This window comes from Nocardia sp. NPDC046763 (genome assembly GCF_040645495.1).
Lineage (GTDB): Bacteria > Actinomycetota > Actinomycetes > Mycobacteriales > Mycobacteriaceae > Nocardia.
Genome location: NZ_JBEYYI010000020.1, coordinates 60,702 through 81,329, shown reverse-complemented (window position 1 = coordinate 81,329; position 20,628 = coordinate 60,702). Strand labels below are relative to the sequence as shown.

Genomic DNA, 20,628 nt, shown 5'->3' with positions numbered 1-20,628 from the left:
CTACAGCCCCATGTCCTTGGCGATGATCATCTTCATGACCTCGCTGGTGCCGCCGTAGATGCGGTTGACGCGGTTGTCGGCGTACAGGCGGGCGACCGGGTATTCGTTGATGAAGCCGTAACCGCCGTGCAGCTGCAGGCAGCGGTCGATGACGCGGTGCGCGACCTCGGTGCAGAACAGTTTGGCGGAGGCGGCGTCGGCGGGGGTCAGGGTGCCTGCGTCGAGTGCCTCGAGACCGCGGTCGACGACGGCCTCGGCGGCGTCCACCTCGGCCTGGCAGGCGGCCAGCTCGAACTTGGTGTTCTGGAAGCTGGCGACCGGTTGTCCGAACACGTTGCGCTGCTGGGTGTATTCCTTGGCGAAGCGGATCGCGGCCTTGGCTTGGGCGTAGGCGCCGACGGCGATGGACAGACGCTCCTGCGGCAGGTTCTGGCCCAGGTAGGAGAAACCCTTGTGCTCCTCGCCCAGCAGATCCTCCACCGGCACCTTTACGTCGGTGAAGTTGAGCTCGGCGGTGTCGGAGACCTTGAGGCCCAGCTTGTCCAGCTTGCGGCCGACGCTGTAGCCCGCGGACTTGGTGTCCACCACGAACAGCGAGATGCCGTGGCGGCGATCGGTTTCGCTGGGCGGGGCGGTGCGGGCGCAGACGATGACGCGGTCGGCGAGCACGCCACCGGTGATGAAGGTCTTGGACCCGTTCAGCACGTAGTGCGTGCCGTCCGCGGAAAGCTTTGCGGTGGTGCGCATTCCGGCCAGGTCTGAGCCGGTGCCGGGCTCGGTCATGGCGATGGCGAACATGATCTCGCCGGTGACGAAGCCGGGCAGCCAGCGCTGCTTCTGCTCCTCGGTCGCGAGATTCTTCAGGTACGGCAGGCACAGCCCCACGTGCACCCCCGAGCCGCCGAGATGCACTGCGGCACGGGCGACTTCCTCCATGAGGATGGCTTGGAACTTGAAGGATTCGATGCCCGCGCCGCCGTACTCCTCGGGCACCTCGATGCCGAAGACCCCGAGCTCGGCCAGTTTGTAATAGAACTCGCGCGGCGCGATGCCCGCGGCATACCACTCCTCGTAGACGGGTACGACCTCGGCCTCGATGAACGCCCGCACGGTCTCGCGGAAGGCGTCGTGGTCGTTGTCGAAAACAGTTCTCTGCATGGTGAAGATCTCTCTCGGGTGGAGGCGGCCCGCGCCGGGGAGCGAATCATCCGGTGCGGACCGAGCTTTCGTGATCAGAGACGGCGTCCGCCGTCGACGTAGATGGTCTGGCCGGTGACGAACGAGGCGTCGTCGGAGACCAGGAAGGAGACGACGTTCGCGATGTCGGCGGGCTCGCCGACCCGGCGCAGCGGCGTGATCTTGGCGGCCTCGGCGCGGAACTCCTCCGGCGAGACGCCCACGCGGGCGGCGGTGGCATCGGTCATCTCGGTGACGATGAAGCCCGGGGCGACAGCGTTGACGTTGATGCCGAACGGACCTAATTCCATTGCGAGCGTGCGGGTGAGGCCCTGGATGCCCATCTTGGCGGCCGAGTAGTTGGCCTGGCCGCGGCTGCCCAGCGCGGACACGCTGGAGGTGTTCACGATCTTGCCGGACTTCTGCTTCACCATGTACTTCTGCGCCTCCCGCGAGCACAGGAAGGTGCCCTTCAGATGCACGGACATGACGATGTCCCAGTCGTCCACGGACATCTTGAACAGCAGGTTGTCGCGCAGCACGCCGGCATTGTTGACCAGCACGTCGACCGAACCCAGTTCCGCGGCAATGCGTTCGAACGCGGCGGCGACCTGCGCCTCGTCGGTGACATTGCAGCCCACCGCGATGGCCTTGCCGCCCTGGGCGACAATGGCGTCCACGGCATCCTTGCAGGCGGCCTCGTCGAGATCGACGATGGCGACGGCGAAGCCGTCGGCGGCCAGGCGGGCGGCGGTGCCCGCGCCGATTCCGCGGGCCGCGCCGGTCACGACTGCGACTTTCGACATGAGTTGACTCTCCCTGTCCGTGAGAAGTGTTGTCAGAGGAAGGCGTTCACGCCGGTGAGGGCGCGTCCGATGAGCAGTTTCTGGATCTGGCTGGTGCCCTCGTAGAGGGTGAGCACGCGGGCGTCGCGCAGGTACTTCGACACCGGGTACTCGTCGATGTAGCCGTACCCGCCGAACACCTGGATGGCATTGTTGGCGGCCTTCACCGCGGCCTCGCTGGCGAACAGCTTCGCGACCGAGGCCTCGGTACCGAACGGCTTGCCCTTCCCGACCAGGTCGGCGACCCGCCAGGTGAGCAGCCGCGCCGCCTCGACATCGACGGCGATATCGGAGATGAGTTCCTGGACCAGCTGATAGGAGGCGATCGGCTTGCCGAACTGTTCGCGCTCCCGAGCGTATTTCACGGCGGCCTCCAGGCAGCCGCGCGCGACACCGACACACCCGGCGGCCACGCCCATGCGGCCCTTGTCCAGGGCGGCCATGGCGATCTTGAAGCCCTGGCCGAGCTCGCCGAGCCGGTTGGCGTCGGGCACCCGGACCTGGTCGAGGACGAGTTCGGCGGTGGCCTGGCCGCGCAGGCCGAGCTTGCCCTTGATCTCGGTGCGCGCGAAGCCGGGGGCGTCGGTGGGCACCAGAAAGGCGGTCACGCCCTTGGGGCCGGGGCCGCCGGTGCGGGCGAAGACGATGGCGACCTCGGCCCAGGTGCCATTGGTGATGAACATCTTGGTGCCGGAGAGCAGCCAATCGTCGCCGTCGGCAACGGCTTTGGTGGTGAGGCTGCCCGCGTCGGAGCCGGTGCCGGGTTCGGTGAGGCCGAAGCAGCCCAGCGACTGCCCGGCGCAGAGGCGTGGCAGCCACTCCCGCTTCTGGGTCTCGGTGCCGTAGGTCTTGATCGACTTGGCCACCAGGCCGAGGGAGACGGACACGATGCCGCGCACCGAGCTGTCGCCACGGCCGAGCTCCTCGAGCAGGACGCAGTAGTCCAGGGCCGTGCCGCCGGAGCCGCCGTACTCCTCCGGGATCTCGATGCCGAGGAAGCCCATCTCACCGAGCTTGCCGACGATCGCGGTATCGACCGCCTCGGCCCGATCCCAGGCGGTGGCATGCGGAACGACCTCTTTGTCGACCCAGGCCCGGGCCAGATCGCGCAGTTCGCGCTGCGACTCGCCGAGTTCGAAGTCCATGTTTGTGATAGCTCCTAACCAAACGTTGTTAGGTTTATGACTCGAAGTTATCCTAACAGTGTTCGGTTAATCAAGGACCGAGTGATAAATTCGACGTCCACCGGGGGATCACTGGGGTCTTCCACCGAAGGAGGTGAGCCGGATGGCCAGACCGAAGGTGCCGCTGCTGAGCCGCGAACGGATTCGCGACGCGGCCCTGACCCTGATCGACCGCGACGGTCTCGCAGAGCTGTCCATGCGCAAGCTCGCCGCCGAACTCGGTGTTCAGGCCGCCTCCCTGTACACCCACTACCCCACCAAGGACGCGGTGCTCGACGACATCGCGGGCGGCCTCATGGCGCGGGTCGACGTATCGGCCTTCGACCAGGGCTGGCGGGTCGGGCTCACCTCATGGGCCCACTCCTACCGGGACGCCCTGGTCCGCCATCCCAACTTCGTCGCCTACCTGGCCGCCGGACCCGGCACCCGCGACGAGAACCTGCGGGTCGCCGACGCCGTCCACGGCGGCCTGGTCTCCGCGGGCTGGCCACCGCGCGACGCCACCATGATCGGCGCGGCCACCCGCTACCTGGTCATGGGCGCCACCATGGGCTCGTTCTCCCGCGGTTTCGTCGACGACGTCCAGGTCTATCGCGACCGCTACCCGCATCTGGAGCAGGCGCATCTGCTGCGCGCCAAGGCCGACGAGATCGATTCCGAGAGTTTCGAATTGGCGCTGTTGGCCTTCACCGACGGTCTGCAGCTGCGCTTCGACGCCATCGAGAAGGAGCGGGCCCGCCGTCGGTGAACCCGCTCCGGAAGCTCGGAAGCCGATTAGGCGAGGTGCGCTCGCGCGTCCTCGTAACCGGCTTCCCCGGGAGCATCGGCGGGGCCGTAGATCAGGTGCAGCACACCGGTTTTGAACGGCGTGGCCGACAGCAGCCGCAGCGGGATGGGAGTGCCCTCGTCGAAGAGCCGCAGGCCGTCGCCGCGCAGGGCGATCGGGTGCACGAACAGGTGCAGTTCGTCGACGAGCGCGGCCGCCAGCAGCTGGCGCACGATCGAGGTCGAGCCGCTGAGCGAGATGTCGCCGCCCGGTTCCGTCTTGAGGGCGGCCACGGTCGCGACCAGATCACCATGGGGCTGTTCGGAATTGCGCCAGGTGAAGTCGAGCTCGCGACGGGAGAACACGATCTTGCGCAGATCACCGAGCGCCTTCGCAAAACCCGCATCCTCGGCTCCGGCGGCCTCGCGCTCGGGCCAGGCGCCCGCGAACGAGTCATAGGTGACGCGGCCGAACAGCAGGGTGTCGGCGGTGGCGACCCGGGCCGAGACGGCCTCGCCCATCTCGTCGTTGTAGTAGGGGAAGTGCCAGTCCTGCGGGTCGGCGACGATGCCGTCGAGGGAGATGAACAGTCCCGCGGTGATCTTGCGCATCGGTGTGCTCCTTGCGAATGGGTTGGTGTGGGCCGCGCGGTTACCCATAGGACGGGGCGACCGTCTCGGATTCATCGGTCGCGCACCCGGATTCCCTGTGACCGCCGCCTCCGCCCCGTCCCGCCCCGCCCGGTTCGGGCTGTTCGGGCGGGCCGCTGCCACTGCACTGCCCTTCACCCATTACGCTGTGGCACAACCGAATCCACCGCTCGTACGGTTGGGAACGAGCCTTGGGAGTCTGCGGTGAAGCGCCTTCTTTTCCTGATCATGACGATCGTCGTCGCCGCCTCCACCTATGACTACGGCCGGTCGGCCGGCCACTACGGACTGGTCGTGGTGATGGGCATCGTCCTCACGCTGTTCCTGATCGGGAAGACCATGGAATAGCCGATCTCCCCCAGCGATGCGACGTGCGAATTGCGCTGCGCAATTGTGGGATTGATTCAGGCAGCGGATACCGATGAGCCCGGGGCGGGCGAAGGGTGGTCCGGGCGGCCGTCGGCTGCCGGGCGCAGTTCGACGCAGCATTCACCCGGGGCCGGAGCCAGGACGGCTTCGACGGTGTTCGCACCCAGACCGTCGACGACGCCGGAGAGGTAGGCGTGGTTGAGGGCGCAGACGAGTTCGGGGGCGGAGGCGGCGAGAGGGTGGAAGGGGCAGTTGTGGAGGCGGATGCACGACGGGGTCGGTCGGCCGGGCTCGAAGCCCTGGTCGGACAGGAGGGCTTGGAGGAGGGTGAGGGCGCGTTCGGGGCCGAGGCGGCCGGGTTTGCGGAGGTCGCGTTCGGCGGCGCCGAGGGCGGTGCCGCGCTCGGCGGCGACGCGGACGGCGACGGCGCGGGCGGTCTCGTCCGCGCCCTCGGCGAGGATCGCGCCCATCAGGATTTCGGCCAGAACCTCGTAGCGGCGTTCCGGAATGCTCACGCGCACATCGGTTTCGGCGGGTTCGTAGACCTTGGGGGTGCGGCCGACGCGGCGGGGAGCGCCGACGGCCTCGTAGCGGGCGCGCAGTAGGCCGGCGTCGACGAGCTTGTCCAGGTGGAAGGCGGCGAGTTTGCGGGAAATGCCGACCTCGGCGGCGGCCTCGTCGCGGGTGACGGGTCGGCGGGCGCGGCGGATGTACCAGTACATGCCGCGCCGCAGGTCGTCATCGAGGACGGCGACGGCACCGATCGCGGAAGCACTGGTCACGCGACCACAATAGCGCCCATCATTTTGACCGAAATGCTTTGGGTACTCGTCCGGCGTGTAGTCCTTGACCTGGCCGGGTAATTACGCCAAGAATTATTTCCGAAATTCAAGGCTGGTTGGGAGGTTGTCGTGACCGCTGATCCGCAGCAGGCCGAGCCTGATCCGTACCGGGCCAAGCACCCGGTGAGCGCGGCGCTGGCCGGGCCGTACGGCCATCCGTTCCATCCGATCCTGGTCACCGTGCCCATCGGGGCCTGGGTGGCAAGCCTGATCTTCGACCTCGCCTCGCAGGTGGTCGACGATCCGGAATTTCTGGCGCGCGGCGCACTGTGGCTGATCGCCATCGGCGTGCTCGGCGCGCTCGCGGCGGCCACCGTCGGATTCCTGGATTTTCTGGCCCTTCCGGCCGGCACCCCTGCCTTCCGCACCGGCCTGGTCCACCTGAGCCTCAACCTCGCGGTGACCGTCGCCTTCGCACTGGATTTCGTCTGGCGGCGAGCCGAGGGCACGCACGGTGCGGTGCCGTGGGGTCCGCTGCTGCTGTCGGTGGCGGCTCTCGCGGCCCTGACCGTATCCGGTTATCTCGGCGGCAAGCTCGCCTATCGCTACGGCGTCCGGGTGGCCGACGAGACCACCCAGGCCACGGGTTTCCAGCGCTGAATCCCCCGCACCCTCTCTCGACAGGAGTTGATCATGGCCATCGCGGCACTCATCACCTGGCTGCTCACCGCGGCCGGCGGGTTCGTTCTGCTCGGCACCTGGATCGCCAAAGGCGGTGTCCGGCAACCGAGTTCCAGCCATCTGCCCCCGCCCGTCATCTTCGGCCACTTCCTGCTGGCCGTGGCCGGGCTGGTGCTGTGGATCATCTATCTGGTGATCGGCACCAAGGCCGTCGCCTGGGTCGCCTTCGCGCTGCTGATTCCGGTGGCGCTGCTCGGCTTCTTCATGGTGCTGCGCTGGCTGCCGGTCTACCGGGCCCGGGCGGCCGGTGACCCGGAGTCCCAACCGGCCGAACGCCACTTCCCCGTCATGGTCGTGGGCGGGCACGGCGTCTTCGCCGTCGTCACCGTGGTGCTGGTCCTGCTCACCGCGCTCGGCGTCGGCGCGAGCTGACCCGAGCGACGAGCGGCCCCGGAAAAAACGTGAGCCCCGAGCCGGAATCGACTCGGGGCCCGGGGCTTTCGCGGGTTACTTCAGGCGGAGGCTGCCGAAGAGGCCGTCCTTCTCGTCATTGGGGCCCGCGGTGAAGTAGAGGGCGTCGGCGTCGCCGAGGCTCTCACCGTTACCGAACATGAGGCCCCAGAGACCCTCGATCTCGGCGGGCTTGCCGTCGGCGTCGCGCAGGTAGTCGACGAACTTGCCGGACTGGTCGTCGAGGGCCAGGATGTGGCCCGCGCCGCCGAAGTTGCCGACCAGCAGCTTGCCCGACAGCGGGCCGAAGCCCTGCGGGGCGATGGTGACGGCCCACGGCGCGTTGAGGCGGCCGTCGGCGTCGAGGGTGCGAACCAGCTTGCCGTTCTTGTCGAACTCGGCGACCTGACCCTTCTTGGCCTTGTTGCCGGCGTTCTTCTCCTGGTCCTTGTCGAGCTTGTCCTCTTCGCCGGCCTTCAGCTTGTTCGGGTCGCCGCCCTCGGACTGGGTGACGGCGTAGGTGACGAAGACGCGGTCGCCGATGGTGGCGACGTTGAAGGGGGCCGGGTCGCCGACCTTCAGCTTCTTGCCCTTGGAGGCGTCGGCCGGGTCGATGGCGTCACCGGTGGCGAAGGGGTTGGCGAAACCGGTGGTGGGCACCAGCTTCCAGTCCTTGTCGAAGGTGCGGACCTGCGGGTCCTTGCCGAAGTCGGCGGCGAGCAGCTTGGAGCCGGACGGGTCCAGGGCGATGCCCTTGAACTTCATGCCCGCGGCGGTGCCGTCGTATTCGAGCACGGCCGGGCCGTCGTGGCGCACGATGGCGCCGCCCGCGCCCTGCTCGGTCCAGCCGGAGATCTTGCCGGAGTCGGTGGCGAAGATGAATCGCGCGGAGCCGGTGAGCTTCTCGTCCTTGCCGTCGTAGCTGACCGGCTGGTCCTTCACCGCGAAGATGTCGGAGGTGATGAGGGCCGGGTTGTAGACGACGCCGGTGGTCTTGCCCTCGCTGTCGTCGCCGTCGTCGTCCGGGATGGAGTCCGCGCCCGGGATGGTGACCACCTTCAGCGGGTCCTGGAACATCTTCTGGTACTTGGCATCCGCCGACTTGGTGGTGTCACCGACGAACTGGAAGGAGTAGCCGCCCGCGCCGACCCAGAAGTGCCCGCCCGCGCCCTTGGGACGGTCCGCGATGCCCCAGGCGTTGATGAAGTTCGGGAAGGTGAACTGCGCCTTGTCGTCCGCCTTGTTGGAGGCGATATTGACCTGGGCGTAATGGTTTCCGTCGAGCGCCTTCACGTCGTCGCTTGCCGACTTCGTATTGCTGCATGCCGCCGCGATGACCAGCGCCGCGCCCAGTGCCGACACGCGCAGCAGGGTCTTGCGCACCGGCGGCATGTCGCTCGAGCGTCCGTTCATTTCAGGTCCTTCCAGCAAACGCCCAGGTGCGGCGTTAGGTGATGCTAACCATAGCTGGAGGAATCGGCGTCGTCGTTAGGGGACCCTCATTTCTATTCGGAAGCAATGTTTCCGCTGGTCCAGGGCGCAGTGAGCAGTTTTCGGGCGGTCTCGGAGCCGTCCAGGGCCCGGGTGATCCGCTGCGCGATCCGCCAGCCCTCGGAAGTGCGGACCAGGCGGAAGTGATTCGCCCCGGCCCGCCACACGAAGAATCCGCCGTCCCGCCGCCGGACCAGCAGCGACTCGCACACCGCCGCCGCGGTGTCCCCGTCCACGGTGACGGACACCGGACCCAGGAAGTGCGCCGATCCGGCGGCGATGAGCGATCGGTGCGCCTGCGATTCGACCATGTCGCGGACCTGCCCGCGATTGCGCATGTGCCAGCCCTCGACGTCGTATTCGCCGTCCTCGGTCCACAATTCGGCGACCGCCTCGGCGGCCCCGGCATCGACCAGGGGGCCGTAGGAGGCGATCAGACGGGTGATGGCGAGCTCGTCCTCGACCCGGCGCAGCCGGTCCTCGAGGACGGCGAGACGCTCTTCGATCATGGAAATCCTTCTGCTACAGGAGATTACGGTCGACCAGATCGCGCAGCGCGGCGAGCTGATCGCAGTAGTGGGCGGCATCGATGGCCCGGACCGTGCAGGTGAGGTGGGTCGCCCCGGCCGCCCGCAGCGCTGCCAGCCGGCGCAGGGAATCCTCGGCGTTCCCTTGCGGATCCAGCGGCACACCGGGTGAGAGCACCACATCGAAACCGTCGGGCACGGTCACCGTGGCGAGCAGGTCCGCGATCCGGTCTGCGTGCAGGCCGAACGGCACCCAGCCGGTGCCCAGCGACACCGCGCGGCGCAGCGATCGGCGAGTGCGCCCGCCCACCCAGATCGGCACGGTGGTGGCGGTGGCGTGCGGCTCCAGCACGAAGCCTTCGACATCGCGGCGACCCCAGGCCCGGCGCAATCGGGTCAGCGCCGCATCGGCCCGCGCGCCCCGGTCCTCCCAGGCCGCGCCGAGCAGGGCGAATTCCTCTGCGAGAGAGCCCACTCCGACCCCGAGCACCACCCGGCCGCCGCTGAGCCGGTCGAGGGTGCCGTAGCTCTTGGCCAGCGCCAGCGGATGGTGGTAGCCGAGCACGAGCACCGAGGTGGCGAGCCGGATCCGGGTGGTGTGCGCCGCCAGGTACGACAGGGTCGCCAGCGGGTCCCAATAGGTCGCGCCGCGCACCACGGCGGCCGCCGCCGGCACGCCGACGTGGTCGGAGCAGGTGAGGTGGTCGAAGCCGAGTTCATCGGCGGCCCTGGCGATCCGGGTGAGTTCCTCGGGGCCCGCGGCGGCCTCCCAGGGCGAGGCGACGCCGGGCACCCGCACCACGATCGGCGTGGACAGACCGAGCCGGATACTCATCGTGCCACCCGTTCCGGCAGACCCATGAGCCGCCGCATGCCCTTGTCGGCGCGCAGCACCGCGGCGGCCCGGTCCGGGTCATTGCGCTGGGCGGCTCCCGCCTCGTTGCCGGACATGATGTGCACCGGCCCGTGCCCGAGCCGCGAAAGCCCTTCGCGCGCCACGTCATCGGGTTCGGACACCGTCATTCCTGGCACGGTGAAGTCGAGCCCGACCCGTTCCATGGCCGGTGTCCGGGTCACGCCGAGCACCAGTTCGAGCACATCCACCCCGTATTCGCCGAGCTCCAGCCACAGGCTCTCGGCGAAGATCCGCCCGAACGCCTTGACCCCGCCGTACACGGTGTGATGCTGCGAACCCAGGTACCCCGCGAGCGATCCGACCAGCAGAATCCCGCCCCGCCCACACGTTTTCATGGCGCGCCCGAAGTGGTGGATCAGCCCGAGCGGCACGGTGACGTTCAGATCGATGACCCGCTGAAAGGCGTCCAGATCCCCGTCCACGAACGGTGCACTGTGCGTATTCGCGCCTGCATTGAGCACCAGCAGCCCGACCTCGACATCGTCCACCGCCGCCGCGATCTCCCCCACCGCGCCGGGCGCGGTCAAATCCAGTGCCAGCGTGCGCACCTGGACGCCCAGCGCCCGGCACTCGGCGGCCGTCGCGGCGAGTGGTTCGGCCCGCCGCGCCACCAGCAGTAGGGCGATCCCGGCTCGCGCCAGCTCCAGCGCGAACGACCGCCCGACCCCCTCCGATCCCCCGGTGACGACCGCCCACGGCCCATAACGCTGCGGATCCACACCGCTCATCGTGACTTCCTCACCTGTGAGAATGAACTCGGCACCCTCCAGTTCTACAAACTTCCGGCCGGAAAAACTAGAGTGAATTCTAGTTTCACGACATAGGGTGGGGTCATGCCACGAGTTCCCGAGTCGCGCACGCCTGGTCGCGTGTCGACCGTCCGCCAGCAGGAGCGCCAGCACGCGATCCTGCACGCGGCCGCCCGCCTCGGCGCGGAGCACGGCCTGGACCGGGTCCAGATGAGCGAGGTCGCCCAGACCGCCGGCGTAGCCCTGGGCACCCTCTACCGCTACTACCCCTCCAAACACCACCTCTTCGCCGGCGTCCTGGACCGCGCGATCCGCGAGATGCCCAGCCCCACCGAAGCTCCCGCCGACCCCGTCGCCGGCGCCACCGAATTCCTGAGCACCGCCATCGGCGAACTACTCCGCCACCCCCGCCTGGCCCGCGCAATGCTGGTGTCCATGAACGCAGTCCGAGCCGAGGACCCCGCCCCGGCCACCCCGCTCGCCCAGGACTACGCCATGCCCGACCGCATCCTCGCCGCCGCCGCCATCCCGAACCCCACCCCCGAAGACCACCGCCTCGCCCGCCTCCTCGAACAATGCGTCTTCGGCATCCTCACCTGGACCACCGCCGGCCGCCTCACCCCCGACCAAGCCCTCTCCGATATCCACAGAGCCTCCGAACTCCTCCTCGCCCCCTGGCGATCGGCACGATGAGCCGGACCCGGCGGAGCGTCGCCCTCCGGCTTTCCGACTTCGTCGGCGATGGCTCGACCCGCGGCGGAGTTGACATCGGTGACAGCAACGGCCGCGGGGTTTTCCAGCGCGAATCGACGAGTGATCCCGGCACCGATACCCGAACCCGCGCCGGTCAGGGAGACAACCGTGTCATCCAAACATGTTGTCATGAAGGTCCTTTCGCACGAGGCAGCGCTGGTCGAAACAACCGCGGCCCGACGCCGGTGCCGGCATCGCGCGTGCGGACGCAATATTCCACGCAGCGGAATTCGCGACCCCGCAGCATGATCGGCGCGGCGGCCGAGGGCAACGCCGAATTCCGGTCACCGAAACCGCTCGGGCGAGTTTTCTCCGCTCTTCCAGTCAGTGAAATCTTCTGCATGGCATGGGTTTTTCCGTCGCTATAACAGGGACTGTGCGGGACCTGCTCCGATGACGGGGCCCGTGAGTTGGTGTTCCGCATTCACACCGAACGAGGACGGTACCCATGACAACGATGCATGATGAGATCCGCCGGGTCGAAGCCGAGCCGGCACCGGCCCGCTTCGCGCGAGGCTGGCACTGCCTGGGGCTGGTCCGCGATTTCGCCGATGGCAAGCCGCATTCCATCCCGGCGTTCGGGACCAAGCTGGTGGTCTTCGCCGGGGCGGACGGCACGCTGAATGTGCTCGACGCGTACTGCCGGCACATGGGCGGGGATCTGTCCGACGGCGAAGTCAAGGGCGACGAGATCGCGTGCCCGTTCCACGACTGGCGATGGGGCGGCGACGGCCGCTGCAAGCAGATTCCCTACGGCCGCCGCGTCCCGCGACTGGCCCGCACCCGCGGGTGGACCACCCTGCAGCAGGACGGAATGCTGTTCGTGTGGAACGACCCCGAGGGCAATCCGCCGCCTCCGGAGGTCGCCATTCCCCGCATCGAGGCCGCCGGCAGCGAAGGGTGGACCGATTGGCACTGGTACACCACCGTCGTCGACACCAACTGCCGTGAAATCGTCGACAATGTCGTCGATATGGCGCACTTCTTCTACGTGCACGGCTCGCTGCCCACCTATTTCCGCAATGTGTTCGAAGGGCATGTGGCGACCCAGTACTTCGACAGCGGCGCGCGTGCGGATCTGCCGGGACCGGTCGGCGAGCCGAAGCTGCTCGGCACCGAGTCGGTTGCCTCATACTACGGACCCTCGTTCATGATCGACGACCTGCTCTACCGCTACGAAAACGGCGACCACAAAACAGTTTTGATCAACTGCCACTACCCGATCGACGCGAACTCCTTCGTCCTGCAGTACGGCATCATGGTCGAAATCCTCGCCGGTCTCGACGCCGAACAGGCCATGGCCGGCGCCCGCGCGATGGGCGACTGGGTCAAGCTCGGTTTCGAGCAGGACGTGGCGATCTGGAAACGCAAGGCGCGCATCGACAATCCGCTGCTCTGTGAGGAGGACGGCCCGGTCTATCAGTTGCGCCGCTGGTATCAGCAGTTCTACGTCGACGTCGCCGATATCGAACCAGCGATGGTCGATCGATTCGAGTTCGAGCTCGACACCACCCGCCCGGCCGAGGCCTGGACCGCCGAGGTGCAGGCCAATCTGGCCCGCGCCGCGTCGCCGGCGTCCTGAGCGGCGAGGACGAGCGATGATCATCCGCCAGGACGAGCGGCTGCGCAGCGCACCGATGACCCCGGTGCGCTGCCACGCGTGCACCGCGCTGGTCGAGGTGCGCAAGAGCAGCTGGGAACAGACCAGCATTCAGTGGAATGCCGCGGCGAGCCTGGTCTGCCTGGAACGGCCGTCTGCCGATCACCGAATTCCTCGCCGCGCGTATCGATCTCGGCACCGACCCGTTCCTGCGCGAACTGCCCGCCCAGCTGGTGGTGCAGACCAGCCGGCAGGCCTATACGCACTGGATCATCAAGGCCGATTCCACCGATTTCGCTGAGGTCGAGGCGATCATGCAGCGCGGATTGACCGTGCTGTTCACCGGACTGAGCGCCGTGACCTCCCCGGTCGCGCACCCGACGTGAGGGAGGACCCCCCGAATACGGCGAACGGCCGGGCGCGCGAGGTGCGCGCCCGGCCGTTCGAGAGCGGTTGATCAGAGCTGGAATTCGGCTCGGACCTGGTCTTCGGTGAGACCGTAGTCGGCGAGCGAGTACTTGTGGACCGGCTTGCGGTCGCCGGACTTGCTCTCCTCGTCGAGGGCGGTCATAGCCCCGCGCGCGGAGTCGGTGTAGTCCAGTCCGAACGCGGAGTAGATCTTCTCGACCGTGGCGAAGGGGTCGGCGCGGAGTTCGTCGAACTCGACGTCGAGGAACTGGTCCGGGTTGTAACGGGCTCGCGCGGTATTGAATTCGCGCAGGCCACGCGACCACAGTTCGAGCTGCGATGCACCGATCTTCTCGCCGACGAAGGTGGTGGACCAGCCCTGGGTGGCCTGCTCGGACAGGCTGCACGAGGAGCCGACGATGGTGACCGGGTCGCGGTGGGTCTGAATGATCAGCGCGTCCGGATAGACCTTCATCAGAGCGTCCAGCGCGAACAGGTGGCTGGGGTTCTTCAACACCCAGCGCCGGTTGTCACCGAGCCCGATGAGCTGCAGGTTCGCCTTGTGCCGTGTATAGGCATCGGTCCAGTCCTGCTTGCGCAGCCACCCAGAGTAGGTCGGCAGATAGGCCAGCGACTCATAGGAGATGGATTTCACCGTCTGGCGCAACAGCTGCCAGCACTCCTCCACCTCGGCCGCGGTCATGTAGTGCACGCCCATGAATTCCGGATTCTCGATCCGGTGCTGCGCGAACCCCTTGTCCACGGCCTGATAGACCGGGTTGTCGGCCCAGGTGTCACGCGGCGGCCGCGGCTGCGGGAAGTCCGCGAGCCACATCTCCAGCGCCTGGTGCTGCGGGTCGGCGGCAAGCAGTCGATGCAGGGCCGTGGTGCCGGTCCGGGGCAGGCCGGTCACGAAAATCGGCCTGGTGACCTGGGTTTCGGTGTAGGTCGGGTTGGCCTGCCAGGAGGCTTCGCTCAACGCGCGGGCGACGAGCGCGCCGCGCAGGAAGTACCGGCTCATCTTGGAGCCCACCTCGGTGAGCCCGGCGTCGCGCTGGTAGGACTCCAGCAGCATGCCGAGCGCCTCCAGGTAGTCGTCGGCCCCGAAATCGGTGAGGCCGCAGACTTTGGACGCCGAGTGGTGTAGATCCTCGACGGTGCCGACGTTGGTACGTCCGCTCATAGTGGTGAAACTCCTTGCTCAGACGTGGTATTCGCCGCAGTTGACGTCGATGGTCTGCCCGGTGATGGCATTGGCCCACGGCGACATGAGGAAGACGATGGTCTGGGCGATCTCGTCGGGCAGCGGCAGCCGCTTCAGGTCGGACTTGGACGCGGTCTGCTGATAGACCTGCTCCTCGGTGATGCCGTACTTCTTGGCGATCTCGCTGAAGTACCACTTCAGCTGGTCGGTCCAGATGTAGCCGGGCAGCACGCTGTTGACGCGAATCCCCTTCTCGCCCAGCTCGGTCGCCAGGGTCTGCGACAGGGCCAGCAGGGCCGCCTTGGCGACCTTGTAGCTGCCGTAGCGGGGTTCGGAGTGCCGCAGCACCATGGAGTTGACCATGACGACCGAGCCCTTGGTTTCGGCCAGCCCGTCGGTGAACGCCTGCGTCATGCGGAGATTGCCGAGCACGGTCAGGTCCACGCTCTCGCGGATCTGCTCGAAGTCGGTGCGCGCCAGCGGCTTCATGGACGGCACCTTGAAGGCATTGTTCACCAGGGCATCCACGCGACCGAAGGTCTCGAGCGTCCGGGCGGCCAGGTTGTCGACCGTCGCCGCGTCGGTGATATCGGTAGGCACGCAGAGGGTTTCCGCGCCGCCCTCGGCCGCGATCTCCTCGGCAACCTCTTTCAGCTTCGATTCGGTGCGTGCCGCGAGCACGACCTTGGCCCCGGCGGCGGCCGCCTCCAGCGCGATGGAACGGCCCAGACCAGGTCCGATACCGCTGACCACGACAACCTTGCCCGCAAGCAGGCCGGTCTTCAGCCGGTTCGGGGTTTCAGGGGCTTGCCCCTGAGAGTTACGAGGGTTGTCGACACTCACCCGAGCATCCTTTCCGCGAAGGCGCGCTGGCGAGCGGCGATACGCTCGCGCCATCCGGCCTCGTCGATCCGATTGTGTTCGAAATTGGGCAGTCGTTCAGCCACTTTGTCGAAGGGAACGAGCTCGATGGTCGGCCCGTCCTCGGGCGTCATCGGCCGTGCGACCCGCTGCCAGCGGAACTGGAGGATGCCGAGCTTGCGTCCGGTGGTCTCGATCCAGTTGGCGACGCCCGGGTTCCGCGCCGAGACGACCATGCGGATCATCCCGTCCGGATCCACCTGCGCCTGCTGATGATTCAGCGAGGTCTGGTGGTTGACGTAGTCCAGGGAGATGTACCAACGGCTGCCCAGCTGGAAACCCTGATACGGCGCATCGGATTTCGGTACGGTGATGATGAGCGCCTGGTCGTCCTCCAGCTCGAAATGCCCGACGGAGGAGTACTGGGTGCTCAGCCCGCCCGGCGTGAGCCGAGGCTCGGTCAGCGTGTTGACCGGCAGGTTCAGGTAGAACCACTTCGGGAAGTTGAACCAGGTGTGCACCCTGGTCAGCAGCATCCGCCCCGCGGCCCGGTACCGCTTGCGCAGCTGTTCCACACCCGCTTCGGCCGGCGCGGTGCCGATGGTGTCCACCCGCTCGATGCGAATGCTGCCCTTGCGCTCGGCGTTCCAGTCGCCGTACACCTCGCGCACGGCCAGCATGGACGCGCCCTCCGGGAGTACGAAGTAGTTCGGCTCCGGATTCTCCTTGGGCGGCCCGAAACGGAGCTGGTAGCTGCCGTCCGAGTTGATCTGCAGCCGCCGGTCGTCGAACGCGTCGTCACCGTTCGGTACATCGGAAGCGGTGTAATCACCCTTGAGGACCTGGAAACTCAGGTCGACGGTGGTCCCGCGCACGCCGGTGAGCAGGTATTCCGCATTCGGCTCGATATTGGCGCTGTAGTACAGCGTGTCCGGGTTGTCGAGGCCCATCTTGGTGTAGGGCCCGGTGGCGGTCACGAGGTACGGGTGCGAGGTGCCGTGCGCCCGCGACAGCTGCAGCACCGCGGCGATGCCGGCCTGCAGATAGTCGTAGCCCTCCGCGAGGTCGTGCGGGTCACGGATGAAATCGGCGGCGGCGATGAGCTTCTCGGCCTCGGCGACCGCCGCGAGGAACGGTTCGGTGAGAGGCAGCTCGGCCTTTTCCATGTCTGTCATCAGCTATCAGCCATTCTTTTCAACATTTCTGCCTAGGATCTCTCGAATTCGATGGGCGATCTCGGCCGGCGTCCCGGCCGAGGGGGTGATGGTCAGGTCGGCGAACTCCGGCCGCTCGTACGGCGAACTGATGCCGGTGAATTCGCGCAGCTCCCCGGCGCGGGCCCGCTTGTACAGGCCCTTCGAGTCGCGCAGCTCGCACTCCTCGAGCGGGGTGTCGACGAAGATCTCCCGGAACGTCAGGTTCCTCGAGTCGTGCAGCGTGCGCGCCTCGCGCCGTTCGGCGCGGAACGGGCTGATGAGCGACACGATGGCGACCACGCCCGCGTCCGCGAACAGCGCCGCCACCTCGGCGACGCGGCGAATGTTCTCGCGCCGGTCCTCGTCGGTGAAGCCCAGGTTCTTGTTCAGCCCGTGCCGCAGGTTGTCGCCGTCGAGCAGGTAGGCGGGCTGCCCGGATTCGATGAGCTGCCGCTCCAATTCGACTGCGATGGTGGACTTCCCGGAGCCCGACAGCCCGGTCAGCCACACGGTCGCGCCGGTGCTGAGCCGCTGCGCGCGCTCCACGGCGGAGCTGTGCCACACCACATTCGAGGCCTTCTGCCCGACCCGCGGTGCGCCCGTGGAGCGTCCGGTGATCATGCCCGCGGCCACCGTCTGATTGGTGGTCTCGTCGATGAGGATGAAGCTGCCGGTGGCGCGATTCTCCCGGTACGGGTCGAACAGCAGCGACTGCCGGCTCTTGATCGTCACGCGCCCGATATCGTTGAGCCCCAGCCGATCCGCGTCCGTCTGCCGGTGCAGGGTGTTCACGTCCAGCCGGTAGTCCAGCTCGCTCACCTCGACCTTGGAGGTCTGGGTGGCGGTGCGGATGGAGTAGGAGTTCCCGGCCCGGAGTTCGGTGTCGTCGGAGAACCAGCACACCATGCCGTCGAGCTCACGATCGGTATGCGGCTGGTTGCCGGGCCGGGCGAGCATATCGCCACGGCCGATATCGATTTCGTCGTCCAGGGTCAGCGACACCGCCATGCCCGTGAAGGCTTCGTCGACCTTCCCGCCGCCCGGCCCCCAGATCTGGTTGACCCGGCTGGTCCGCCCCGACGGCAGCACCACGACCTCGTCGCCCGGCTTGAAGATGCCGCCCGCGACGGTACCCGCGTAGCTGCGCTGGCTCTCGCCGTGCGGCCGGATGACGTACTGCACCGGCAGCCGGTTGTCGATGAGGTTGCGGTCGGAGGCCACGTGCACCTCTTCCAGGTGCCGCAGCAGCGGCGGGCCCGGGTACCAGTCGGCCGTGCGCACGGACGGATCCACCACATTGTCGCCGTGCAGCGCCGACACCGGGATGAAGCTCAGATCGCCGACATCCAGCTTGGTGGCGAAATCCGCGAATTCCGACCGGATCTCCTCGAACCGCTGCTCGGACCAGTCGACCAGGTCCATCTTGTTCACACACAGCACCAGGTGCCCGACCCCCAGCAGCGAGGACAGGAAGGCATGGCGGCGGGTCTGCTCGGAGACGCCCTTGCGCGCGTCGACGAGAATGAGCGCCAGGTCGGCCGTGGACGCGCCGGTCACCATGTTCCGGGTGTACTGCACGTGCCCCGGGGTGTCGGCGATGATGAATTTCCTTCGCGGCGTGGCGAAGTAGCGGTAGGCGACATCGATGGTGATGCCCTGCTCGCGCTCGGCGCGCAGGCCGTCCGTCACCAGCGACAGGTCGGGCCCGTCGCCGCCGCGTGAAAGGCTCGCGCGCTCGATGGCATCCAGCTGATCGCTGAACAGGCTCTTGGAGTCGAACAGCAACCGTCCGATGAGGGTCGATTTACCGTCGTCCACGCTGCCCGCGGTGGCCAGTCGTAACAGGTTGCGACGCATCAGAAGTAACCCTCTCGCTTGCGATCTTCCATGCCGGACTCCGAGATGCGGTCGTCGGCGCGGGTGGCACCGCGCTCGGTCAGCCGGGTGGCGGCGGTTTCGGCGATCACCTCGGCGGGGTCGGCCGCGGTGGATTCCACGCAACCGGTGCAGTCGGCATCGCCGAGGGTCCGGAAGCGCACGGTGGCCTCGAAGCGCTTCTCCTCCGGGCCGAACTCCAGGAATCGGTTGTCCGCCAGCAGCATTCCGTCGCGCGCCACCACGGTGCGCCGGTGCGCGTAGTACAACGACGGCAGCTCCACTTCGGCCTGATCGATGTACTCCCAGATATCGAGCTCGGTCCAGTTCGACAGCGGGAACACCCGGATGTGCTCGCCCTTGCGGTGCCGACCGTTGTAGAGGTTCCACACCTCGGGGCGCTGGGCCCGCGGTTCCCACGCGCCGTACTCGTCGCGGAAGCTGAACACCCGCTCCTTGGCGCGCGCCTTCTCCTCGTCGCGGCGCGCCCCGCCGAATACCGCGTCGAAGCGGTGCTCGCGAATGGTGCGCAGCAGGGTGGTGGTCTGCAGCCGGTTTCGGGTCTCACCGGGCCGTTCGGTGACCCGGCCGGCGTCGATATCGTCCTGCACGCTGCCGACCAGCAGTTGGGCTCCCAGCCGTGCCACGGTGCGATCCCGGAAGTCGATGACCTCGTCGAAATTGCGCCCGGTATCGATGTGCAGCAACGGGAACGGCAGTGGCGCGGGCCAGAACGCCCGCCGCGCCAGCTCCAGCATGACCGCCGAGTCCTTACCACCGGAGAACAGCAGCACCGGCCGCTCGAAGGTGGCCGCCACCTCCCGGATGATGTGCACCGATTCCGCCTCCAAGGCGTTCAGGTGCGACAGCTCATATCCCGTGCGCATCTCTCGTCCCATTCACCGCGTCATCCGATCCGTCCGGTCATTCAACACTTGCGGTGTCGAATATTCGACGCTATTGTTCGATAATGTGACACCGACGATAGGTCGGTACCTGGGCGACGGTCAATACCCACGCCCGAATTGCCCCGCGTCGGAGGACCTCGGGCACACCGGATCCGGGCCACTCCGGTGCGGATAACCGATACCCCGGCCGATACGATCGGGCCCGAACCTCCCGCAACGCCGGGACCGACACCAGCAGGGATCGACTTGCCCGAATCCACCACCGCCCCTGTGGCTTCCGAACCGGAAACGGCGGCCGGAGCAGGTTCCGCGCCCGCCTCGCCGCCGACCCACCGGGTCGTGCAGGCGATCGAGCTGCTGTCTCGGCATTCCGGCGAGCGCCTCTCGCTGGCCCGCATCGTGCGCACCACCGGCATGTCCCGGGCCACCGCACACGCCGTGCTCACCCAGCTCACCACCGACGGCTGGACCGTGCGCGACACCGAGGGGAACTACAGCCTCGGCCTCGGACTGCTCGCCGTGGCGCGGCGAGCCGACACCGCTTTTCCGCTGCGCCGCCTGGCCGTGGAGCCCATGCACGCACTGGCCGACGCGCATGGCGTCCCCATCTTCCTGGCCGAGCGGGAACAGGACGCCATCGTCATCACCGAGGTGCTCGGCACCCCGTCGGTCCCGTGGATCCGCCCCGCCCGCCGCATGCCGTTCGCCCCGCCGGTCTGCCGCGAATTCATCGCCTGGGCACCGGAATCCGAGCGGGAGACCTGGCTCCAGGCCGCCGACCCCCGCCACCGCCCCCGCCTCACCGCTGTCCTCGACGTCATCGCCGCCCGCGGCTATTCCGTCGAACGCCTCGCCGACGAGTCCGCCCCCATGCTGGAAGCCCTGGGGGCACTTCGCCATTCCCCCGTCACCGATCCGCTACGACATCGTCTCAGCGCCATGATCGCCGACCTCATCACCATCGACTATCTCCCCGACGAACTCGGCGACCACAATGCGGTCGTCTCGGTGGCCGCCCCGATCTTCGCCTCCGACGGCTCGGTCGTCGCGTCGATCGTCTCCTGCCCCGACACCAATCTCCCCGCCGCCCGCCTGCGCGAGCTGGCCAACGCCACCATCGCCGCGGCCGATACCGTCACCACCTCCCTACGCGGCTGAGACATCAGCGGCTTCCGGGACGGCCACTGATCACTGCGACGACCACTGATCGACGCCGCGTAATCGTCGAATCCCACCC

22 protein-coding genes are annotated in these 20,628 nt (G+C 67.7%); 8 read left to right on the top strand and 14 right to left on the bottom strand.

Annotation, left to right across the window (positions count from 1 at the left end):
- From ABZ909_RS28595 to ABZ909_RS28585, 3 genes are all read right to left on the bottom strand, one after another.
- A complete protein-coding gene (locus ABZ909_RS28595) occupies positions 1-1,158 on the bottom strand; it encodes an acyl-CoA dehydrogenase family protein (protein ID WP_357005351.1) in 1,158 nt (385 codons plus the stop codon).
- Positions 1,159-1,232: 74 nt separating this feature from the next.
- On the bottom strand, positions 1,233-1,982 hold the full coding sequence (fabG, locus tag ABZ909_RS28590; RefSeq protein WP_357005350.1) for a 3-oxoacyl-ACP reductase FabG: 750 nt from the start codon (positions 1,980-1,982) through the stop codon (positions 1,233-1,235).
- A 32-nt stretch (positions 1,983-2,014) separates the two neighbouring features.
- Positions 2,015-3,166 (bottom strand): acyl-CoA dehydrogenase family protein, encoded by a 1,152-nt coding sequence (locus ABZ909_RS28585; protein ID WP_357005347.1) that lies wholly within the window; start codon positions 3,164-3,166, stop codon positions 2,015-2,017.
- Positions 3,167-3,308: 142 nt separating this feature from the next.
- Between ABZ909_RS28585 and ABZ909_RS28580 the strand changes: the two genes are divergently transcribed.
- A complete protein-coding gene (locus ABZ909_RS28580; RefSeq protein ID WP_357005344.1) occupies positions 3,309-3,953 on the top strand; it encodes a TetR family transcriptional regulator in 645 nt (214 codons plus the stop codon).
- Between the two features lie 26 nt (positions 3,954-3,979).
- Here ABZ909_RS28580 and ABZ909_RS28575 read toward each other — a convergent pair whose 3' ends face one another.
- A complete protein-coding gene (locus ABZ909_RS28575; protein WP_357005341.1) occupies positions 3,980-4,582 on the bottom strand; it encodes a dihydrofolate reductase family protein in 603 nt (200 codons plus the stop codon).
- Between the two features lie 243 nt (positions 4,583-4,825).
- On the opposite strand from ABZ909_RS28575, the gene ABZ909_RS28570 reads away from it, so the two are divergent.
- The gene (locus tag ABZ909_RS28570; protein ID WP_357005339.1) at positions 4,826-4,969 is read left to right on the top strand and encodes a hypothetical protein; all 144 of its coding nucleotides are present in this window, start codon (positions 4,826-4,828) and stop codon (positions 4,967-4,969) included.
- A gap of 56 nt (positions 4,970-5,025) precedes the next feature.
- On the opposite strand, the gene ABZ909_RS28565 is transcribed toward ABZ909_RS28570, so the two are convergent.
- Positions 5,026-5,772, bottom strand: coding sequence for a helix-turn-helix domain-containing protein (locus ABZ909_RS28565; protein ID WP_357005336.1), 747 nt, complete (start codon positions 5,770-5,772; stop codon positions 5,026-5,028).
- Between the two features lie 129 nt (positions 5,773-5,901).
- Between ABZ909_RS28565 and ABZ909_RS28560 the strand changes: the two genes are divergently transcribed.
- Together ABZ909_RS28560 and ABZ909_RS28555 are read left to right on the top strand one after the other, a co-directional pair.
- The gene (locus ABZ909_RS28560; RefSeq protein ID WP_357005333.1) at positions 5,902-6,432 is read left to right on the top strand and encodes a DUF2231 domain-containing protein; all 531 of its coding nucleotides are present in this window, start codon (positions 5,902-5,904) and stop codon (positions 6,430-6,432) included.
- Between the two features lie 33 nt (positions 6,433-6,465).
- Entirely contained in the window at positions 6,466-6,885 is a 420-nt protein-coding gene (locus ABZ909_RS28555) for a hypothetical protein (protein WP_357005330.1), read from the top strand.
- 75 nt (positions 6,886-6,960) lie between these two features.
- Here ABZ909_RS28555 and ABZ909_RS28550 read toward each other — a convergent pair whose 3' ends face one another.
- From ABZ909_RS28550 to ABZ909_RS28535, 4 genes are all read right to left on the bottom strand, one after another.
- Positions 6,961-8,316, bottom strand: coding sequence for a TIGR03118 family protein (locus ABZ909_RS28550; RefSeq protein ID WP_357005327.1), 1,356 nt, complete (start codon positions 8,314-8,316; stop codon positions 6,961-6,963).
- Between the two features lie 92 nt (positions 8,317-8,408).
- The gene (locus ABZ909_RS28545) at positions 8,409-8,903 is read right to left on the bottom strand and encodes a nuclear transport factor 2 family protein (protein ID WP_357005324.1); all 495 of its coding nucleotides are present in this window, start codon (positions 8,901-8,903) and stop codon (positions 8,409-8,411) included.
- 13 nt (positions 8,904-8,916) lie between these two features.
- A complete protein-coding gene (locus ABZ909_RS28540) occupies positions 8,917-9,750 on the bottom strand; it encodes a TIGR03619 family F420-dependent LLM class oxidoreductase (protein WP_357005550.1) in 834 nt (277 codons plus the stop codon).
- 2 nt (positions 9,751-9,752) lie between these two features.
- Entirely contained in the window at positions 9,753-10,565 is an 813-nt protein-coding gene (locus tag ABZ909_RS28535; protein WP_357005321.1) for an SDR family NAD(P)-dependent oxidoreductase, read from the bottom strand.
- Positions 10,566-10,670: 105 nt separating this feature from the next.
- Between ABZ909_RS28535 and ABZ909_RS28530 the strand changes: the two genes are divergently transcribed.
- The 3 genes from ABZ909_RS28530 (at position 10,671) to ABZ909_RS28520 (ending at position 13,325) form a co-directional block, all read left to right on the top strand.
- Positions 10,671-11,279, top strand: coding sequence for a TetR family transcriptional regulator (locus tag ABZ909_RS28530; RefSeq protein WP_357005318.1), 609 nt, complete (start codon positions 10,671-10,673; stop codon positions 11,277-11,279).
- Positions 11,280-11,796: 517 nt separating this feature from the next.
- Positions 11,797-12,921, top strand: coding sequence for a Rieske 2Fe-2S domain-containing protein (locus tag ABZ909_RS28525; protein WP_357005547.1), 1,125 nt, complete (start codon positions 11,797-11,799; stop codon positions 12,919-12,921).
- 137 nt (positions 12,922-13,058) lie between these two features.
- A complete protein-coding gene (locus tag ABZ909_RS28520) occupies positions 13,059-13,325 on the top strand; it encodes a hypothetical protein (protein ID WP_357005316.1) in 267 nt (88 codons plus the stop codon).
- A 71-nt stretch (positions 13,326-13,396) separates the two neighbouring features.
- Here ABZ909_RS28520 and ABZ909_RS28515 read toward each other — a convergent pair whose 3' ends face one another.
- From ABZ909_RS28515 to cysD, 5 genes are read right to left on the bottom strand one after another with little or no spacing between them, the layout of a single operon-like run.
- Positions 13,397-14,530, bottom strand: a complete 1,134-nt coding sequence (locus ABZ909_RS28515) for a sulfotransferase (RefSeq protein WP_357005313.1) — start codon at positions 14,528-14,530, stop codon at positions 13,397-13,399.
- 18 nt (positions 14,531-14,548) lie between these two features.
- Complete coding sequence (locus ABZ909_RS28510) at positions 14,549-15,337, bottom strand: SDR family oxidoreductase (RefSeq protein WP_357005544.1); 789 nt, start codon at positions 15,335-15,337, stop codon at positions 14,549-14,551.
- 53 nt (positions 15,338-15,390) lie between these two features.
- Entirely contained in the window at positions 15,391-16,587 is a 1,197-nt protein-coding gene (locus ABZ909_RS28505) for a hypothetical protein (RefSeq protein ID WP_357005310.1), read from the bottom strand.
- Positions 16,588-16,593: 6 nt separating this feature from the next.
- Positions 16,594-18,465 (bottom strand): adenylyl-sulfate kinase, encoded by a 1,872-nt coding sequence (gene cysC / locus ABZ909_RS28500; RefSeq protein ID WP_357005307.1) that lies wholly within the window; start codon positions 18,463-18,465, stop codon positions 16,594-16,596.
- Positions 18,465-19,370, bottom strand: a complete 906-nt coding sequence (cysD, locus tag ABZ909_RS28495) for a sulfate adenylyltransferase subunit CysD (RefSeq protein ID WP_354851579.1) — start codon at positions 19,368-19,370, stop codon at positions 18,465-18,467. The genes cysC and cysD overlap by 1 nt, the downstream gene beginning before the upstream one ends.
- Before the next feature lie 291 nt (positions 19,371-19,661).
- Here cysD and ABZ909_RS28490 point away from each other — a divergent pair, with 291 nt between their 5' ends.
- Complete coding sequence (locus ABZ909_RS28490) at positions 19,662-20,549, top strand: helix-turn-helix domain-containing protein (protein WP_357005302.1); 888 nt, start codon at positions 19,662-19,664, stop codon at positions 20,547-20,549.
- Positions 20,550-20,628 lie beyond the last annotated feature (79 nt).

Coding starts and splice junctions, on each gene's coding strand:
- ABZ909_RS28595 (WP_357005351.1), bottom strand. CDS start 1,158: ATGCAGAGAACTGTTTTCGACAACGACCACGACGCCTTCCGCGAGACC.
- ABZ909_RS28555 (WP_357005330.1), top strand. CDS start 6,466: ATGGCCATCGCGGCACTCATCACCTGGCTGCTCACCGCGGCCGGCGGG.
- ABZ909_RS28580 (WP_357005344.1), top strand. CDS start 3,309: ATGGCCAGACCGAAGGTGCCGCTGCTGAGCCGCGAACGGATTCGCGAC.
- ABZ909_RS28520 (WP_357005316.1), top strand. CDS start 13,059: ATGCCGCGGCGAGCCTGGTCTGCCTGGAACGGCCGTCTGCCGATCACC.
- fabG (WP_357005350.1), bottom strand. CDS start 1,982: ATGTCGAAAGTCGCAGTCGTGACCGGCGCGGCCCGCGGAATCGGCGCG.
- cysD (WP_354851579.1), bottom strand. CDS start 19,370: ATGCGCACGGGATATGAGCTGTCGCACCTGAACGCCTTGGAGGCGGAA.
- ABZ909_RS28515 (WP_357005313.1), bottom strand. CDS start 14,530: ATGAGCGGACGTACCAACGTCGGCACCGTCGAGGATCTACACCACTCG.
- ABZ909_RS28505 (WP_357005310.1), bottom strand. CDS start 16,587: ATGACAGACATGGAAAAGGCCGAGCTGCCTCTCACCGAACCGTTCCTC.
- ABZ909_RS28585 (WP_357005347.1), bottom strand. CDS start 3,166: ATGGACTTCGAACTCGGCGAGTCGCAGCGCGAACTGCGCGATCTGGCC.
- ABZ909_RS28550 (WP_357005327.1), bottom strand. CDS start 8,316: ATGAACGGACGCTCGAGCGACATGCCGCCGGTGCGCAAGACCCTGCTG.
- ABZ909_RS28575 (WP_357005341.1), bottom strand. CDS start 4,582: ATGCGCAAGATCACCGCGGGACTGTTCATCTCCCTCGACGGCATCGTC.
- ABZ909_RS28525 (WP_357005547.1), top strand. CDS start 11,797: ATGCATGATGAGATCCGCCGGGTCGAAGCCGAGCCGGCACCGGCCCGC.
- ABZ909_RS28530 (WP_357005318.1), top strand. CDS start 10,671: ATGCCACGAGTTCCCGAGTCGCGCACGCCTGGTCGCGTGTCGACCGTC.
- cysC (WP_357005307.1), bottom strand. CDS start 18,465: ATGCGTCGCAACCTGTTACGACTGGCCACCGCGGGCAGCGTGGACGAC.
- ABZ909_RS28535 (WP_357005321.1), bottom strand. CDS start 10,565: ATGAGCGGTGTGGATCCGCAGCGTTATGGGCCGTGGGCGGTCGTCACC.
- ABZ909_RS28545 (WP_357005324.1), bottom strand. CDS start 8,903: ATGATCGAAGAGCGTCTCGCCGTCCTCGAGGACCGGCTGCGCCGGGTC.